General features: G+C 42.1%; 12 protein-coding genes. 1 reads left to right on the forward strand and 11 read right to left on the reverse strand.

Going from position 1 to position 18603, the window contains the following annotated elements; genetic code table 11:
* From IZT61_RS11105 to dapF, 8 genes are all read right to left on the reverse strand, one after another.
* Nucleotides 1–594 (reverse strand): TMEM175 family protein, encoded by a 594-nt coding sequence (locus tag IZT61_RS11105; RefSeq protein WP_196096979.1) that lies wholly within the window; start codon nucleotides 592–594, stop codon nucleotides 1–3.
* A gap of 140 nt (nucleotides 595–734) precedes the next feature.
* Nucleotides 735–1517: a 3-keto-disaccharide hydrolase gene (locus tag IZT61_RS11110; protein ID WP_196096980.1), complete on the reverse strand. Its 783-nt coding sequence runs from the start codon at nucleotides 1515–1517 to the stop codon at nucleotides 735–737.
* 65 nt (nucleotides 1518–1582) lie between these two features.
* Nucleotides 1583–1900: a YgaP family membrane protein gene (locus IZT61_RS11115; protein WP_196096981.1), complete on the reverse strand. Its 318-nt coding sequence runs from the start codon at nucleotides 1898–1900 to the stop codon at nucleotides 1583–1585.
* A gap of 733 nt (nucleotides 1901–2633) precedes the next feature.
* On the reverse strand, nucleotides 2634–5525 hold the full coding sequence (locus IZT61_RS11120) for a DEAD/DEAH box helicase (RefSeq protein WP_196096982.1): 2892 nt from the start codon (nucleotides 5523–5525) through the stop codon (nucleotides 2634–2636).
* A gap of 883 nt (nucleotides 5526–6408) precedes the next feature.
* Nucleotides 6409–7809, reverse strand: a complete 1401-nt coding sequence (locus IZT61_RS11125) for an efflux transporter outer membrane subunit (RefSeq protein WP_196096983.1) — start codon at nucleotides 7807–7809, stop codon at nucleotides 6409–6411.
* Between the two features lie 11 nt (nucleotides 7810–7820).
* Nucleotides 7821–11000, reverse strand: coding sequence for an efflux RND transporter permease subunit (locus IZT61_RS11130; protein ID WP_196096984.1), 3180 nt, complete (start codon nucleotides 10998–11000; stop codon nucleotides 7821–7823).
* A gap of 50 nt (nucleotides 11001–11050) precedes the next feature.
* Nucleotides 11051–12220 carry an efflux RND transporter periplasmic adaptor subunit gene (locus tag IZT61_RS11135; protein ID WP_196096985.1) on the reverse strand — a complete coding sequence of 390 codons (1170 nt, stop codon included), beginning with the start codon at nucleotides 12218–12220 and terminating at the stop codon, nucleotides 11051–11053.
* A gap of 732 nt (nucleotides 12221–12952) precedes the next feature.
* Nucleotides 12953–13741, reverse strand: coding sequence for a diaminopimelate epimerase (gene dapF / locus IZT61_RS11140; RefSeq protein WP_196096986.1), 789 nt, complete (start codon nucleotides 13739–13741; stop codon nucleotides 12953–12955).
* Between the two features lie 624 nt (nucleotides 13742–14365).
* Between dapF and IZT61_RS11145 the strand changes: the two genes are divergently transcribed.
* On the forward strand, nucleotides 14366–15916 hold the full coding sequence (locus IZT61_RS11145; protein ID WP_196096987.1) for a trypsin-like peptidase domain-containing protein: 1551 nt from the start codon (nucleotides 14366–14368) through the stop codon (nucleotides 15914–15916).
* A 64-nt stretch (nucleotides 15917–15980) separates the two neighbouring features.
* Here IZT61_RS11145 and IZT61_RS11150 read toward each other — a convergent pair whose 3' ends face one another.
* The 3 genes from IZT61_RS11150 to rsmA all read right to left on the reverse strand — a co-directional run bounded on the left by IZT61_RS11150 (nucleotide 15981) and on the right by rsmA (nucleotide 18426).
* Complete coding sequence (locus IZT61_RS11150; protein WP_196096988.1) at nucleotides 15981–16325, reverse strand: four-helix bundle copper-binding protein; 345 nt, start codon at nucleotides 16323–16325, stop codon at nucleotides 15981–15983.
* Between the two features lie 142 nt (nucleotides 16326–16467).
* The gene (locus IZT61_RS11155) at nucleotides 16468–17616 is read right to left on the reverse strand and encodes a S41 family peptidase (RefSeq protein WP_196096989.1); all 1149 of its coding nucleotides are present in this window, start codon (nucleotides 17614–17616) and stop codon (nucleotides 16468–16470) included.
* 24 nt (nucleotides 17617–17640) lie between these two features.
* Entirely contained in the window at nucleotides 17641–18426 is a 786-nt protein-coding gene (rsmA, locus tag IZT61_RS11160) for a 16S rRNA (adenine(1518)-N(6)/adenine(1519)-N(6))-dimethyltransferase RsmA (protein ID WP_196096990.1), read from the reverse strand.
* Nucleotides 18427–18603 lie beyond the last annotated feature (177 nt).

Consider the following 18603-nt stretch of genomic DNA (forward strand, 5'->3'; position numbering starts at 1 on the left):
TTAATCCTTGGCGTCTAACGACTGGCGAATGGCTCGCTCAATTCTTTTATCGGGGATAAACCAGATAGCAGCAACAATAATGTACATTGAGCAGCCGAGCCATGGGTTTACAAAGCTGAGGCCAATTCCTAAAGCATAAAAAATCAACGAAAGTTTCCCTTTGGCATCGTTGCCAATTGCCTCTACAACAAGAGAATGAGCGCCCTCGCTCCTCTTTATTACGATTACCAATATGAGATACGCTATTGCAGCTAAAAATAACACCAAACCGTAGGCCGCAACTGGCCAGAAAGCGAAATGGTTTTCGCCCATCCAACCAGCGGTTACGGGAAAGAGCGATAGCCAAAAAAGCAGGTTCAGGTTGGCCCATAACATTGGTCCGCTTACTTTTTTTACGGCATGCATTAAATGGTGGTGATTATTCCAATAAATTCCTACGTAAACGAAGCTTAATACATAGCTGATAAATTTCGGAATGAGTGGTTTTAGCGTTTGCAGACTTTCACCTTCAGGAACCTTGATTTCTAACACCATAATGGTAATAATGATTGCAATTACGCCATCACTAAATGCTTCTAGCCTGCCTTTGTTCATAACCGCTTTTTCATAATCACAATGATTAACGAAAGTAGTTTAAAAAGCAAAAACCTGCAAGAAGTTTATCTTACAGGTTTTGGAAAATATTGCGGTTAAAGATCCCTCTGCTGCTGTCGGGATGACGAGTAAGAAAATTCTTACAGCTCTCTTACCCAAATGTTTCTGAAACTGATTGCCGGACTTGGGTCGCCATGGTCTTGCAATTTAATTGATGCAGCACCGTGCTTTTTATATTCTGGCGTGCCGATGTATCTTGTTGCACCTTTTAAAACGTAATTGTTTTGCAACAATACGCCGTTTAAGAACAACGTTACGCTGGCTGGTTTCTTAACTGAGCCATCTTCGTTAAAACGTGGCGCATTCCAAATGATATCGTAATATTGCCATTCGCCCGGTTTCTTGTTGGCGTTTGCCAATGGGATGGCTTGTTTGTACACGCTTCCTGTTTGGCCATTTACGTAGGTTTTGTTGTTGTAGGTATCCATAATCTGGATTTCATACCCGTCATCGCCACCGCCTGTTGATGCTAAAAATACGCCGCTGTTTCCCCTGGCCTGCCCTTCGCCCGAAATGTTTGCAGGAATTTTCCATTCCATGTGCAGTTGGTAATCGGTAAATTTTTTATTCGTTTCAATGTTACCCGTTCCTTTTTTTACGGTAAAAAAACCATCGTCTATCGTCCAGCCTGCAGGTTTAGATGGATCTTTAACTGAATGCCAAGCGTCCAGATTGCGTCCATCAAATAGAACGATCGCGTCTGATGGTGCCTCTTGCGGCAGCTTGCCCGGTGTTACCACTTTCGGAACAGGTTCCCAAACCTCGGTTGTTTTGGGGTCGTTTGCAGGATCGGTTTTTTTATCTTGTGCCATTGCTTGTACGGCAAAAAATGTTGGAATCAGTAATAGTGCGTATTTGCTCATAATTGTGTATTAACTTTTTAAAGTTAACCAGTTTTATAAGAAATGGAAATTTCGTATTTAAAATATTACCCCAAATCGTCGGTAATTAACGTTTCTGTAACTATCAATTCATCTGCACCGAGTGCCTCTTGTCTTTGTTCTGCCAAATCTGTCATTGGACAGTAGCCTGTAATTCCCCTGTACAATAGGCCGGCTCCAATTGCTGCGCCTGTCAAACCGATTATTGGGTGAGAGAAAATTCCGGTTATTCCTTTAAAAAGCAGATAAGAACCTGCTGCGCCAGATAACCAGCGCTCGGATTTTGATATGTTTTGAAACAGTTCAGGGTATTTCCAGGCTTCTTTTACCGTGCTGAGCGTGCTGTTTATTTCTTCGTTTATCATAGCTATAAAGATTATGTTTGATAGTATAACAAGCAAAAGGGGATTGGGTTTTTGGTTTTAAACACAGAGACGAAATAAATTTTTGTTATCCTGAATTTTAATTTATTGCATAAGAATTAAGATGAATGACGTAAAAAACAACCACCCTCCCAAAGGGATGCCTTTGGAACTTGCCTCCCGAAGAAATCGGGAGGAGTTGGACAGTGCAATCTTTGATGGTTTTTGAGGCTAAATGGTTGTGCAGTTGCTATTCCCCTCCTAATTTAGGAGAGTCTATCCCGACCGATTCGGGAGGTTGGGGGTGGTTAGCTTATTGCTTTGTTTATCATCGCATACACAATAACGTCAATGGTAGAGGTAATTCCCGCGTGACGGGACGGCACGTTTTGGATAAAATAAATATGGATGACGTTTTTAAAGCGGCCGTCATTGCCCCAAAGGGGCTGCTTTGCAGCGAGCCGAAGCAATCTCATTCCGCAAATAAGATTGCTTCGGCTCGCATAGGCCCGGCCTCGCAAAGACGACTTGGTGAAAAACCTGTCATCCTAATTCTTTTATTTTTGCAAAAAATCGAACCCTGAGGATGGCCACCGTTCATAGGGGCTTATAATCCTTGCTTTAAAAATCCACAGGCTCAAAAAGCGAATGGGTGTTGGTAATCGTTGCTTCAGCGCTTATCGGTTGGGGATTCTTCCTTCGTCAGAATGACAATGGACGAAAAGGACTTTGATTCCTAATTCAATATATCACGAATATCATCCTTACTTAACGATTTAAAAAAGCTCTCTTCTGTGGTAATTAACGAACTCGCCAGTGATTTTTTCCTGTTTTGCAACGCCAATATTTTTTCTTCAACGGTATCTTTCGCGATAAATTTATAGATAAACACCTTTTTATCCTGCCCGATTCGATGCGTTCTATCAATCGCTTGCTGCTCAACTGCGGGGTTCCACCATGGGTCTAAAACGAAAACATAATCGGCCTGCGTTAAGTTCAAGCCTACGCCGCCGGCTTTTATCGATATTAAAAAGACTTTCAGGTCTTCATTTTGTTGAAAATCTGCAACAATCTCACCTCTATTACGTGTTGCACCATCTAGGTACGCAAAAGGAATATGCTCGGCCTCGAAGTATTTCTTAAAAATATCGAGGTGTTTTACAAACTGAGAGAAAACCAAAACCTTGTGCCCGCCCTTCAATACGTTATCTAACGTATGGATTACGTTTTCGAACTTTCCAGAATCTGAAAGATACTCGCCGTCGATCATAAACGGATGGTTTGCAAGCTGCCTCAGGGCGGTTAAACCTTGTAAAAGCTGAACTTGCTTTTGGGCAAACGTACCATCTTCCATGCTCTGCAGCAAGTCGTTTCGGTATGCGGACTTTGTTTTTTCGTAATAAGCCGCCTGATCCTCGCTCATATCACAGTAAATTACCTGCTCGGTTTTTGGCGGCAGTTCGGCTGCAACCTGTTCTTTGGTTCTCCGTAAAACAAAGGGTTTAATTATCGATTGCAGCTTACGAGCTTTTTCTTCGTCTTTCTTTTTTTCGATGGCTTGCACATATTCATCATTAAAAAAAGCCTGTGTACCCAACAATCCCGGGTTTAGAAAGGTAAGCTGCGACCATAAATCGCCCACAGAATTTTCTACAGGCGTACCGCTCAATATCAGCTTATGACGCGATTTTAAACTTCTTACAGCTTTAAACGATTTTGAAGATGGGTTTTTAATGTTCTGGCTTTCATCCAAAATGATGTAATTGAAATAAAAGTTTTTCAGTTCGTCAACATCAACCCGCGTAACCCCGTAAGTGGTTATTACAATGTCGTAGTTTGCGAAATTGGCCACATCTTTATTCCTGTTCGTGCCTGTATGGGCCAGTATTTTGAGTTTTGGGGTAAACTTCTTCGCCTCGGTTAGCCAGTTGTAAATGAGCGATGTAGGCATAATAATCAACGAGGTACTTTGCGCAACGATCAGCGCATCATCTTCCTTCACCTTTTGCAGCATGGCCAAAGTTTGAATGGTTTTACCTAATCCCATATCGTCGGCCAGGCAACCCCCAAAATTATATTCGCGAAGGAAACTGAACCAGTTATAGCCTGCTTTTTGATAATCGCGTAAGCTTCCGTTAAAGTTTACAGGCATTTGGGTATCTGCAATATCTTCAAAATCAGAAAGTCGTTGCAGCTTTCGTTCAAGCGTAATGTTTGCCAAACTGTCTTCCGCCAAATCGTTAATCAGGCCAATGTGATGCTTTTTGAGTTGAAGCGTTTTGCCCGGCTCGGCAAGGCTGAATAGACTTCCATATTGGGTAAACCATTTTTCGGGAATGATGGCTACTTCCCCATCGGGAAGCAAAAATTCTCTTCTTTTATGGAGAATATGTTGTTTAAGCGAAAGAAAAGGAATCTGATATTTGCCAAACCACACTACGGCATTGATATCGAACCAATCGTTTCCTTCTTTTACTTCTAAATCTATTTTACTAGCTCCAAAAACGAAACGCTTTTGTCCCGTGGCCTGCTCAACTTCAAAGCCCGAGGCGGTTAAAATCTCGATATGTTCGTTAACCCAGTTGATGGCTGCATAACTTGGATTTTCGTTTTCTTCGGCTACTTCAAGATTGCTGAACAGCGAACTCGTTTTCCTCAATCCCAATGAAAGTAGAAAGCTCAACTGCTTCTTCTCCCAATCTGCAGATCGCCTGATTCGATGGAAAACATAATCATCGCCTGTTTTTTCTAAACGAACGGTTACCTTGTTTGCATTCTCCAACGGAAAAGAATACTCGCCATATTTGAAATACAGCTGAATTTGCGACAGTCCACCATCTACAAACAATACCTTTAAAACGGGAATCGCTTCAAATTGCTCGGTGCGGATTTCGAAGCCTTCGGCATAAACGTGGTGCTTTTCAATCAGCGGTGCCACAAACCTTTCAAAATAAGTGGCCTCGGTTGCCTTTGGAATGGCAATATAGCGCTTGTTTAAAAAAGGCTGAAGCTTTTTGCCTTCAATATCCTGATCGAAGAAATACAGCACATCATTCAGTAAAAGCCACGCGGGTTTATTGCTGATAATCTGCGCTTCTTTAAACATGAACTCGATGCGCAGGTTTTGATATTTTATTGTGGGAAAATACCGCGTTTCGGTCTCGTTTCGGCGAAAATGGAACAAGATGGACGCCGGTTCGGTAGCTAGCTCAATTTTGCGTTCAACAGGCCAACCGTCTTTGTCCATCACATACAGTTCATTTTTCACCTTAAGCAGCTCGAGCGCTTCTGCAAGTTTCTTCTCAATCTTCGGACGAACGCTTTCATAAAACTTATCGTCAAAAACCTTGGTAAAGAATTCTGTTGGCCTGATTAGCTTTTTATAGTATCTTTTTATCAGTGCGTCTTGTTCAATACCGTCTAAGATTTTAATCAGTTTAGAGTCTAATTCGGTTAAACAAGCCTTAAATTCGTCGGCTGTGTGGGTAAAAATTCGTTGGTAAGTAAAAGAAAAATCGCCATTTGGATTAAGTTGAACAACATGTGGCTCAACCAAATAGCCCAAATACTCATGCTTGCACAAGGAGTAAACGATTTTGCAGGGTTTAGAGCTATCTACGCGTAACATCAGTTAGGGAAAAAGTTTCTTAAGGCTACCGGCTTTAAGAAACTTTAAACATACAACATTTTGCGATTACATCAAAAAATGCAACGAGTTTTGTAAATAATTAAATTTATAGCAGAAAAGATCGTTGCTGCTCTTTAAATTGTCATTTCGACCGAAGCGCTCCGTAGGAGCCCCCTTTGGAGGAGAAATTTTTGTACTGATGACGTTTTTAAGGCGGCCGTCATTCCCGCGAAGGCGGGAACCGTAAGGCGAGCGCATTAGCATTAAGATTCCAAATTAAATTGGGAATGACGACCGTTCGTGGTTGGCGTTAATCGTGTTGTTACTTAAAGTCAGGCAGCTGCAATTTAAATAATTACGAAAACGTCAATGGAAGAAACAGCCTGTCCCGACTTCTTGGTGTGGACACCTCTTTGAAACATCATTTACGAGTTCGAATAACCAAATTGCAACATGTTTTATGGCTTTTTACAAGAACGGTCGTCATGCTGATCCGATAGCTATCGGATTTATTTCAGCATCTTTCATGCTACAAAGGCCCTGATCCCGTACGTACGCGAAGTAGCCCCTTTGGGGCAAAGACGGAAATAGAAAGTCGTTCAGTTAACCGGGCGCTCAATGTCGTTTAGTTAAGCTCGACGGGCGTCAGTCTGAGCCTTTCGACTTCGCTCAAGATAAACTCAGTCGAAGACCTCTTTTATTGGATAAAACCATTAACATCCGCCCTTCGACTCCGCTCAGGGTGACAATGTTCTATAATTTTATCCTTAACTAAATGACATTAGCCAAGCGCTCAGCATAACAGCATTGAAACTCCCATTCGATCTAAACCAAAAAGGCATCCTGATTATCAGAATGCCTTTTATTAGTAATGAATTATTTCTTATTTCCAGCCACCGCCTAATGCGCGATAGAGCTCAACAACTGATTGCAGTTTTTGGAGCTTATCGTTTATGCCATTTAACTGGGCGGTGAGCAAACTCTGCTCTGAGGTTAAAACATCGGTATAATTGGTAGACGAACTATAACGCAACAATTCTTTAGTAAAATCTACCGCTTTGGTTAACGATTCGATTTGCTTTGCCCTTGTTGCTTCTTTTTCTGCCGCGGTTTGGTACGCATACAATGCGTTAGAAACCTCCTGGCCACCTGTTAGCAAGGTTTGCTGAAAGTTATAAAACGCAATTTGTTGGTTTGCCTCGGCTGTCCGTAAGCGGGCCTTATTTGCGCCTTTTGCAAATATAGGCTGCGTTAAGCCTCCAACGAGATTATAAAAGATCGAGTTATCGAAAAAATTACTCAGTTGCAAACTGGTTAAACCGCCTGTTGCTGTTAATGTTAAAGCCGGATAAAAGTAAGTTTTCGCAACATTCGTATTCTCAAAAGCCGACCGGAAGCCAAGTTCTGCGGCAATAACATCGGGACGGTTTTGTAAAAGCTGCGCCGAAACACCCGTTTGTAAGTTTGAATAGGCCACTTGCTGATCTAACGAAGTGCGATTAATAGCACCCGGAGCTACAGCCAAAACAACGCTTAATGCATTTTCGGCTTCCTTAATGCTTCTTTTTAAATCGGGCAGGGTTACCTGGGCCGCATACAAATTGGCCTCACTTTGTACAACCGCAGCGCCATTAACAATTGCGCCTTCTTTCAGCGCCCGCATGGTTTCAACATCCTGTGTTCTGATTCTTACCGTTTGCTCGGTGATGGCCAGCTGCTTATCTAAGGCCAATAACGTATAATAGCTGTTGGCAATTGTTGCAATTAACTGTGTTTGAACAGCACGCCTTGCCGCATCGCTTTGTAACAAGCTTGCAAAGGCAGCCCGTTTGGCACTGCTTAACTTGCCCCAAATATCAGCTTCCCAAGCAGTGCTCACAGCCGCTCTATAGGTTTGGGTTTCGAGATTGATGTTAATCCCGGCCGGAAAGTTTAATGCCGATGCAGATTGCTTTGCATCTGTAACCGAAACATCGGCCTGTAAGCTGGGCAAAAACGCCGCACGGCTCTGGCGCAATGTTGCCTCGGCAATCTTGATGCGCTCAATAGCTTGCTTAAGATCTAAGTTTTGATTTATCCCTTGCTGAATGAGCGATTGCAATGTGGTATCTGCAAACAGTTGCTTCCACGGCAAATCGGCTATCGTGGTGGTATCTGTGGTATTATTATCGCGGTATAAACCATCGCTGTTTACCTGTGGCCGCGTATATTTTTGAGTTACGCAGGCGCTTAGGCTAAGCATGGCAAAACCGATTAAAATAGAATGCTTATATCTGAATTTCATGTTCATTTAAATTAGTGTTTACTTTTAGCCGCTGCTAATTCGTACTCTTCGGGTGTTTGTTCTCGCTCAATGCCAGCTTCAAATGGCGATTTATTACTTATTCGCTCTTGCAGCCCCTGAAAAATAATAAAGAGTGCAGGAATAACGAATACACCGAAAATTGTTCCGATTAACATACCGCCAACAGCACCGGTACCAATTGATTTATTACCCGATGCCCCGACACCTGTTGATAACATCAGCGGTAATAATCCTAAAATAAATGCGAAAGATGTCATTAAAATTGGGCGTAAACGGGCCGTTGCTCCATCAATTGCCGCGTTAATAATGCTCATTCCCTTTCGTCGCCTGTCTACCGCGTACTCCACAATCAAAATGGCATTTTTGGCCAGCAAGCCCACCAACATAATCAGCGTTATTTGGGTATAAATGTTGTTATCAACTCCAAATATCTTATCAAAAACAAATACGCCTGCTAAACCGATAGGCAAAGAAATTAATACGGCTAAAGGTAAAATGTAGCTTTCGTATTGTGCTGCGAGTAAGAAATACACGAAAACAACGCAAAGCAAAAAGATAAAAATGGTTTGGCTGCCGCCGCTGATCTCCTCACGAGAGAGGCCCGAAAATTCGTAACCATAGCCCGCAGGTAAACTTTGTGCAGCAACTTCCTGCACCGCCTTTAAGGCATCGCCTGAGCTATAGCCAGGATTTGGGTTTCCGGTTACAGCTATGGATGTAAACAGGTTGAAACGCGAAATGGCTTGTGGACCGTACACCTTGGTTAAAGTAATGAACTCAGAAACCGGCGCCATTTGCCCCTGGTTGTTGCGAACAAAAATGCGTGTTAATGTCTGCTCGTTTGCTCGGTATTGGGCATCGGCCTGATACATTACCCTGAACTGCTTACCAAATTTGTTAAAGTTCGAAGCATACACACCGCCATAATAACCCTGCATTACACCTAAAACATCAGCAACGGTTAAACCGGCCTGCTTTACCTTGGCCACGTTAACATCAATTTGATATTGTGGGAAGTTAGGGTTAAATGAAGTGGATGCATATTGTATTTCGGGGCGTTTACTCAAAGCAGCCAAAAAGCCGTTACCAATTTCGTTGAATTTTTTGATATCGCCACCGGTTTTGTCCTGTAACTGAAACTCAAAACCGCCACTTGTTCCGAAACCCTGAATGGTTGGTGGTGCAAAGAAGATAATTTTTGCGCCCTTAATGCTGGCCGTTTTGGCAAACAACTCGCCGATAATAGCCTTTACGTCGCGATCGCGTTCGTTCCATGGTTTTAAACGCGAAATTACCATCCCGTACGAGCTTCCGGAACCACTAATCATACTTCGGCCAACAACGCGTAAGGTAAATTCAATTTCAGGAATATCGTGTGCAAGCTTTTCGATCTGTGCAATAATCACATTTGTTTCTTCTTGCGATGTTCCGGCAGGTAAGGAAATATCAGACATGATGGTACCCAAATCTTCATTTGGCACGAAACCTTTTGGCGTGGTGTTCATTGTCCAGATCAAAACAACAGTGAAAAAGGCAATGCCTACACCAACTATCCATTTTTTGTGAGATAAAAAGCTGACCGATTTCTTATATTTTTGTGTTACAGCATCGAAAGACGTGTTAAATGCAGTATAAAAACGTTGTAAAAAGTTCTTCTTTTTGTCGTGGTCATCGCCGTGTGGTTTTAAGAATATTGCACATAAAGCAGGGCTCAGTGTTAACGCATTAATTGCCGATAAGATAATGGAAATGGCCAGCGTTAAACCAAACTGCTTATAAAATACACCTGATGAACCTTGAATGAAACTTACCGGAATAAATACGGCTGCCATTACCAAAGTAATTGAAATAATAGCACCGCTAATGTCTTCCATGGCATCAACCGTTGCTTTTCTGGCATCTGTGTAGCCTTCATCTAGCTTGGCGTGGACGGCCTCGACGACAACAATGGCATCATCTACCACGATACCAATGGCGAGCACGAGGGCAAACAGTGTTAATAAGTTGATGGTAAAACCGAACAGGCTCAAGAAAAAGAACGTTCCGATAATGGCCACCGGAACACTTATCGCGGGGATTAATGTTGAGCGGAAATCTTGCAAGAAGATAAACACCACCAAAAACACGAGGATAAACGCTTCGATCAAGGTGTGAATTACTTTTTCGATTGATGCATCGAGGAAATCGTTTACGTTAACCAAAGTAGAATAATGCACGCCTTTCGGAAACGATTTTTGTGCTTCATCCAAAGTCTTGATTGAGTTTTCGATTACCTCCTTGGCGTTCGATCCGGCAGTTTGGTTAATGGCAATACCTAAAGCTTGTTTGCCGTTAAACTTCACCGAACTGGCGTAGCTTTGCGCACCTAACTCTATCCTTGCAATATCTTTTAAACGGAGAATTTGTCCATTTGCATCCGCTTTGATGATCATATTGCCAAACTGGGCCTCATCTTTCAATCGCCCGGTATATTTCAGCGTATATTGAAAGGCTTGATCGCCCTGTTCGCCCAGCTGGCCCGGGGCAGCCTCAATATTTTGATCGGCCAATGCGGTACTTACATCGTTTGGCACCAAACCATAAGTAGCCATTACATCCGGCTTTAACCAAATCCGCATGGTATAATCCAATGTTCCGAAAGCACTGGCATCACCCACACCGTTAATACGCTTAATTTGCGGAATGATGTTGATGTTGGCATAGTTTTGCAAAAACTTCTGATCGTATGATGGATCGTCGCTGTACAAAGCGAAAATCAATACGTTACTGGCCTGTCTCTTAGCGGTAATCACACCCGATTTTGTTACCTCGGCGGGTAATAGACTAGTTGCCCGAGCTACCCTGTTTTGTACGTTTACCGCAGCCAAATCGGGGTTTGTACCCAGTTTAAAGTTTACGGTAATGGTGGCACTACCGTCGTTACTCGCTGTAGAGGTCATGTAAGTCATGTCTTCCACACCGTTTATTTGTTCTTCGAGCGGAACAATAACGCTATTCATCACCACATCGGCATTTGCGCCCTGGTACGAGGTAGAAACCTGCACCGTTGGCGGAGCAATTTCCGGATATTGCGAAACCGGCAACGTAGCTAAACCTAAAACACCGAGAATTACGATGATAATGGATATAACCGTTGATAAAACCGGCCTTTCTATAAATTTCTTAAACATAATTGATATTGATTACACTAATTTTTAGTGTGATTGCACTGGGTTTATCGTTATTTTCTTATTTCAGCGTACACCGAATCAGCAGGCGTTTCCTGTGGCTTAATCTTCATGCCATCTTTTAACGATTGAAAGCCCTCTAAAACAATTTTATTTCCCGCTTTTAGTCCCTTGGTTACTACATAGAACTTATCTTTCGCTAAATCCATAATCTGAATTTCGGTGCTCACCACTTTTGCTGAATCGCCGAGAACATAAACGAATTTTTTTCCCTGTAAATCGATGGTCGATTTCTGCGGAATCAAAATTGCATTTTCAACCTTCTGTGGAATTCTAACAGAGGCGCTTCCGCCCGATTTTAACAAGGCAATGGGGTTTGGAAAGGTAGCCCTTAATCTCGCTGAACCCGTTGTGGTATTGATCTGGCTGTTTATCGATTCGATTTTTCCGTTTTCTGCATATACGGTTCCATCAGGAAGCACCAAACTTACCGCCGGGATGTTCGCCATTTGCTGAGCCAGGTTATTTCCTTTGTAAACGTTCGAGAAATCTAAAAGTTGCTTTTCGTTTAACGAGAAGTAAGCATAAACTTTTGATGTATTTGCGACGGTTGTTAACGGCTCAGTGCTCTGGCTGCTTACCAAACTTCCTGTTCTGAACGGGATGCTGCCCACAATTCCATCAACCGGGCTGGTAATGCGGGTATAACCGAGGTTTACCTGTGCGTTTACCAAAGTTGCTCTGGCTTGTGCCAAAGCGGCCTTTCTGCTCTGTAGTGTAAGTTGAGCGGCGTCTAAATCGTATTTACTAATGATATCTTTTTCTACAAGGGGCTTGGTTTTGTTAACCTGTAACTGAGCGGCGTTAACATCGGCCTCTGCACTGCTAATGGCTGCTTTTGCCGTTCTTACTTCTTGTTCGTATTGCGGTGCCATGATGGTAAACAGCAACTGTCCTTTTTTTACCCGCTGACCTTCATCAACCAATATCTGCTGAATAAATCCATCAACCTTTGGGCGTATATCAATGTTTTGAATCCCTTCAATGGTTGCAGGATAATCGGAGTTTAGCGCAGTTGTTTGTGCCTCAACCGAAAAAACAGGATAAGGTTGTGGGCCAGCCGCCGCCGCAGCTGCTGCCTTTTTTGAATCATCGTTATTTCCGCAGGATGCCAGAAGCATACCTATGCTCACGGTGAAAAAGAGAGTTGTTACTTTTCTCATGGATATTCTTGTGTGTGTGTTTAAATTTTTTCCGGGTTGAAAGCGCTCGTCAAAATTTAGGCTCTGAGTTCGCGATTTCCGCCCAAAAATAAAGCCTAAAAAAAATTATGTCTGTCCAATTTCTGTCATTTAATCAATCGATTGATTTATTTTACTTGTAAAACCGGCCTTTATCACCCGAAAAACACTGTTTTAGAGCGGGTTGAGTGTTTAATAAATAGCAAAAAATAGTGTGTAAATATCTTGCGACAGTTATTGAATACTGTTCAGAAAATAGGATCATTTGTTAGTTAAGGGAAGAACAAGAACATTGTCACCCTGAGTATTTCGGCTACGCTCATACAGGCTTAGTCGAAGGGCTCAGATCCGACAGCTATCGGATGACACCCGTCGAGCTTAACTAAATGACATTGAGCATCTGCAACCTACATCTTACCATCCTTGGCCCTTCACTTGCACTCTTTTGGCAGTGGGTTTTCAGCGTGCTGCGTTTCATCGCTTGCGGATCCTTCGTTGCACTCAGGATGACAGCACCTATTTTGTCATGCTGAGGCACAGCGTGCCCGACTTTTCGGGGAAGCATCCCTTAGCGATTCCCACTGCTCTTAGTTAACTCACTTCCCTTTTTGGGCCGAGGTTTGTTGGCGTTTTGCATCCGATTAGTTGAAAGACTCTGTTATCCGATTTAGATGCTCAATATTGATCTGCGTAGAAAGTCGCGATTTAGTCCGGCTAAAGGCTTTCAACCTGCCCCTCGAAGACCAACTTGGCGGGGCCGCATAAAAACACATTGGTAAAGCGCTTACCATCGTAATCGAACTCAATTTTAATATCGCCGCCCAACACTTTGATTTCCGTTTTGATGTGTCCTGTTTGTTGTTTATGCTTCGCCATTGCCATTGCCACGGCGGTTACCCCTGTTCCGCATGCATAGGTTTCATCTTCAACGCCACGCTCATACGTGCGAACAAACAAATGGCTGCCCATATCCTGTACAAAGTTTACGTTTATGCCTGCTGCTTGGTAGGTGTTGTTATAGCGGATGCTTTTGCCGGCACTGAAAACGTCGAAGTTTTTCAAATCGTCTTGCTGAGCAACGTAATGTGGAGAGCCCGTGTTCAGCACGTAGGCTGTTCCATCCATCGAAATTTCCTCAACATTTATCATTTGCAGATCAACCCATTCGCCATTTTCTGAAATTCTGGCATAATGCGGTCCGTCCACTGCCAAAAAGTTCGCTTTTTCTTTGATAATGCCGAGTTGTTTAGCAAAAGCGACTATGCAACGACCGCCGTTTCCGCACATGCTGCCCAGGTTGCCATCGGCATTGTAATAATGCATCTCGAAGTCGTAGCTTTCGTGTCGGGTAAGGAACATCAATCCGTCTGCACCGATGCCAAAACGCCGATCACAAAGGCGTTCAACGACTTTATTGTCAATATCCTGCAGCGGACCTGAGGTATGATCGATCAGAATAAAATCGTTTCCGGCACCCTGGTATTTAAAGAATTTGATGTTCATTGTTAACGGTATTTGTGTGGTAATGCTGTGATATTGGGTCTTGTAAATTTGTCAGTGTGTCTAAAAGATCGATTCAGATTTTCACGTAATATTCATTGTTTTGTGCAATGTTTGGACTGAAAAGTTACTTATTTAGCCCGTTTTCTTTTATTTAACATTTTTTAACACGATCTTAAGTGCTTTGCACATACAAATATCGTTTATATGGTACTAAATTTGATTAAACTTATAAAAAGAAATTTAAGCAGATCAAAACTGCGAGCGTCCTGCTAAAATCAAAGTGAATACAAACCGCTCGTAGTTACAGATTAATTATTATAAACAAACAATTAGCTGGCGAAACCGCTTATAATTATACATATTTATAACAATTACCAAACATATAAAGCTATTAAGGCTAACCAAATAAATCTTAAAAAGCCTTCGATAGCAGCTTAACAATTAAGAAAATTAATATCAAACGCATGAATCGTTATAAGCGCCTGATTTTTAGAAATAGCGCTTTTAAGAGCTTCATGACCAATAAAAAACAAATATATAACACATGAAACCATTAAAAGCAACAGACAACTTAACCAGCGCTTTTAATAGCTTCATGACCAATAAAAAAACAATATATAACACATGAAAAAAATACTAGGAATTACGATGGTAGCTGCCCTGATAGGCGGAGCAGCGGCAATTGGTGGGTATAAATTATTCGAAAATAACCAGGCGGGTAATACCATATCCGACAAGCAAAATTTATATTTCGCCAACAACCCGATAAAGGTTTCATCTGCAGGCACGGCCGATTTTACACAGGCAGCAGCGGCAGTGGCGCCGGGGGTTGTTCACATTAAAACAACATACGAAGCTAAAGGTGGCGGATCGAGAGGTTCTTCGCCGATGGATATGTTCGAAGATTTTTTTGGCGGCGGTGGTCGCCAGATGCAGCGCATGCCAAGAGCGGCGTCGGGCTCGGGTGTAATTATTAGCGAAGATGGTTACATTGTTACCAATAACCACGTTGTTGAAAACGCCTCTAAAGTTGAAGTGGTTTTAACGGACAGACGTAAAGTGGAAGCTAAAGTAATCGGCCGCGACCCAAATACAGATTTAGCCTTAATTAAGGTAAATGCTACCGGTTTGCCAGTGGTAAAAATGGGAAATTCGGATAATGTACAGGTTGGCGAATGGGTTTTGGCAATCGGTTTCCCGCTTGATTTAAATACTACGGTTACCGCAGGAATTGTAAGTGCTAAAAACCGCAGCATTGGCATTATTGGCCAGGAGCAGCAAGGCAACCAAATGACGGAGGAGGAATACAGAGAGTACCAACGTACAGGAAAACTGCCCGATCGTCCGGCAAATACCAGTATCGAATCTTTCATTCAAACCGATGCTGCAATTAACCCGGGAAACAGCGGTGGCGCATTAATAAATGCCAACGGTGAGTTGGTGGGTATTAACTCGGCCATTGCATCGCAAAGTGGTTATAACCAAGGCTATGGTTTCGCAATCCCTGTTAACTTAGCTCGTAAAATTGTTGATGATTTTATGAAATATGGAGCGGTTAAACGTGGCTATATTGGCGTGAACTTCTTCCCTCTAAGTGCTGAGGAAAAACCAGAAAGCATTAAAACTAATGAAGTTAGCGGATTGTACGTGAGCGATGTAGTTCCGGGTAGCGGCGGCGCAGCAGCAGGAATAAAACAAGGTGATATTATTAAGAAAGTTGATGGAACGGTAATTAACGATTCGCCTGATTTACAGGAACGAGTTGGCCGCTTGAGTCCGGGCGATAAGGTGAAATTGAGCGTTTTAAGAGACGGTGCGATGAAAGATATTACCGTAACCTTGAAAGGCGAAGCAAGTATTGGACAAACAGCAAGCAACAACTCTACAAAAAGCATTGAGGTTTCGAAATTAGGCGCAACATTTGCGCCCGCAACGGCAGCACAAAAATCGAAATTTGGTATTAGCAGCGGTGTAGTGGTTACCTCGGTTGTTACCGGAAAAGCCTTTGATAACATTGGTGTTGAAAAAGGCCTCATTATTACCAAGGTGAACGGCCAGGCGGTAAACTCGGTTGCTGATGTACAAAAAGCATTGCCTAAAACCAGAAACAACATGATTTATATGTCTGGTGTGAGCGAACAAGGAATGTTTAACTTCAGTTTCCCAGCTCAATAATTAGCCGGCGAGCAATAAAATACAAAAGGCTTCCTGATCCTGCGATCAGGAAGCCTTTTTTCATTTAGTCTTGTTGAATGTCTCCATGATTTGCGTGGCAAGCTTCGGCGCATTTCTGGCAAGCTTCGGCGCATTGTTTACAATGTTCGTGCTCGTGTTTGGCGCATTCTGCAGCGCAGGCCCTGCAAATTTCCTCACAAAGCAACAAATACTGCCGTGCGATGTTCGAGTCGCGTTGAAGTAATCGCGCAGCCAGCATACAAATATCTGAACAATCTCTATCCAGCTTAATACAATCGGCCATCATTTTCACATCGTCTTCTTGTAAGCACGATGAAGCACAATACTCGCAAGCAAGTGCGCAATCTAAAAGTGTTTGAATTAAGGCGTTGTTATTTCTGTTTTCCATATCGTAATGATTTTGGTGATAAATTGTTTTGTTAATTTAACAACCTAACGACTCCGGAACAGTTTTAAAAAGTTCTATTTAGTTGCCCGTTGACTGAAGTCAACGGCAATGATAGGGAGGTCGACAGATCGGCAAGCAGAACTCATTTAATCAGTTTTATTGTTTGGGTAATCCAATCGGCCGAAACAGGATCCAGCAAAATATCAGGCTCAATTCCAAGGCTTTCGAAGTGCAGTTCTTGCTTATTTCCATTCATATCAGTTGGGTAAAAACTAAAGCGCTTACTCGGAAGCAAGACGGCGTTGCCATAGTTACTACCGTAGGTAATTGTCCCTTTCGTAGTTGCCCCAAGTGTTTTAACATTTTTGCGCCCCCTTAACTGAATAATAAATTGCTCGGCATTACTAACTGTATATTCGTTTTGCAAAATATAAACGTTACCGTTAAAGCCTTTCAAAAAGTTGATAAATTGCTTTGATGTTTTGTAGCCTCCTCCGCCATTATTGCGCACATCGACAATCAAATTTTTGGTCAGTATTTTTGGCTTCACATCGTTGAAAAAATCAGTAGCCGTTTTGATATTTGCAGGCGACGAAGAAAAACTACCTAATCTCAAATAACCTATGTTTTCGGCTACTTCTTTGTATTCGAAATTCCCATTGCTTTCGACTAAAACGGAATAATTTTTTTCAGCCGTTTTCTGGTAACCCAATCCAATTAATCGACTATTGGTAAACTTTACGTTTCTTAAAAGCACATAAGACCCCGGCGATCTTACAAACCGGATCACATCAAAATTATTTTTCAAACTTTTATGCAAAATGGCTTCAACAGCACCAAATTTGAGGTTCTGTAAGTAATAACTATTTAGCTCGTTTTTATAAACTACGTACCTGTTAACACCTTTGTAATCGGTATAAATCCCTTCAACGCTATCCACGGGGTAGTTCTTGAATTTACTTTCGATAGCAGCCGAATCAATTTTCGGTTTGAGATATTGAAATTTGTAGGTTGAATCTGCATTTCGATAAAAGCCCAGGTGATTATCGTTAACAGGGTAAATGAGTTGCGCTAATTTCTGGTAAGCCTCAAAATCATTGTCGGTTTTTAAATTTTGTCGCAAATCCTGATACAGCCGGCGATATGAATCGTCGTTTTTAAGCTGATCTTTATAGGAAGGAGTTTTTTGTATGGCTTGATATAAAAAATCAAGATCCGCAATATTTAATTGTTCCTGTCCATACGATTTAGCACCAATGACAAGTAAAATGATAAAAATGTATTTAGCCATAGGGTAAGGACGGAAATTAAAGGTTTATCGTTGCATCAGCTCGCTTACATGCTGCGTTAATGCCACAAAATCGTCGACCGTCAATTGCTCGGCACGCTTTTCAAAATAAATATGATCGTCCATTTTATCTTTTGGCATAACGGCCGAAACGGCATTGCGCAGCGTTTTTCTACGTTGGTTAAAACCGGCCTTCACTACACGCCAAAACAGTTTCTCGTCGCAATCTAACGTCTCCACTTCGTTTCTGGTTAAGCGAATTACCGCCGAATGAACCTTTGGCGGCGGGTTGAAAGTGCCCGGTTTAACAGTAAACAAATACTCAATTTTATAGTAAGCCTGCAAAAAAACGCTTAAAATGCCGTATTCTTTATTTCCGGCTGGTGCTGCACAACGCTGGGCCACTTCTTTTTGAAACATCCCCACCATTTCGACCACCTTATTGCGATTATCTAAAATCTTGAATAAAATCTGCGAGGAAATGTTGTAAGGAAAATTACCAATAATGGCAAACCGATCGGGAAAAATAGCATCGAAATCTAACTTCAAAAAATCGCCATTAATTAAGCGGTTGCCCAACTCCGGATATTTTTCATTCAAAAAATGGAAAGATTCGGTATCAATATCGATTAGATAAGTTTGAAGATCGCTGCGTTGAAGCAAAAAATCTGAAAGGATTCCCATTCCAGGCCCTACTTCTAAAACCTGATTGTACTTGTCGGTACTGATCAAGCTTTCTACAATGCGGTTGGCAATGCCTTTATCAGTTAAAAAATGCTGCCCTAAATGTTTTTTCGCCTTTACTAAACTCATCGTTCCATTTTTTGCCACGAAGCGCCGAAATCACGGAGCGAATATTTAGAAAAATACTCTTTTTTCATTTCCGTATCAACGATGTTTCGGTGACTGAATTTTCTTACAAAATAAGTAAATTTTATCCGGTAAGCGTCGCTTTAAACGAAAATCAGTAATTTGCGCTAAAATTCCCAG

The organism is Pedobacter endophyticus, assembly GCF_015679185.1.
GTDB lineage: Bacteria > Bacteroidota > Bacteroidia > Sphingobacteriales > Sphingobacteriaceae > Pedobacter > Pedobacter endophyticus.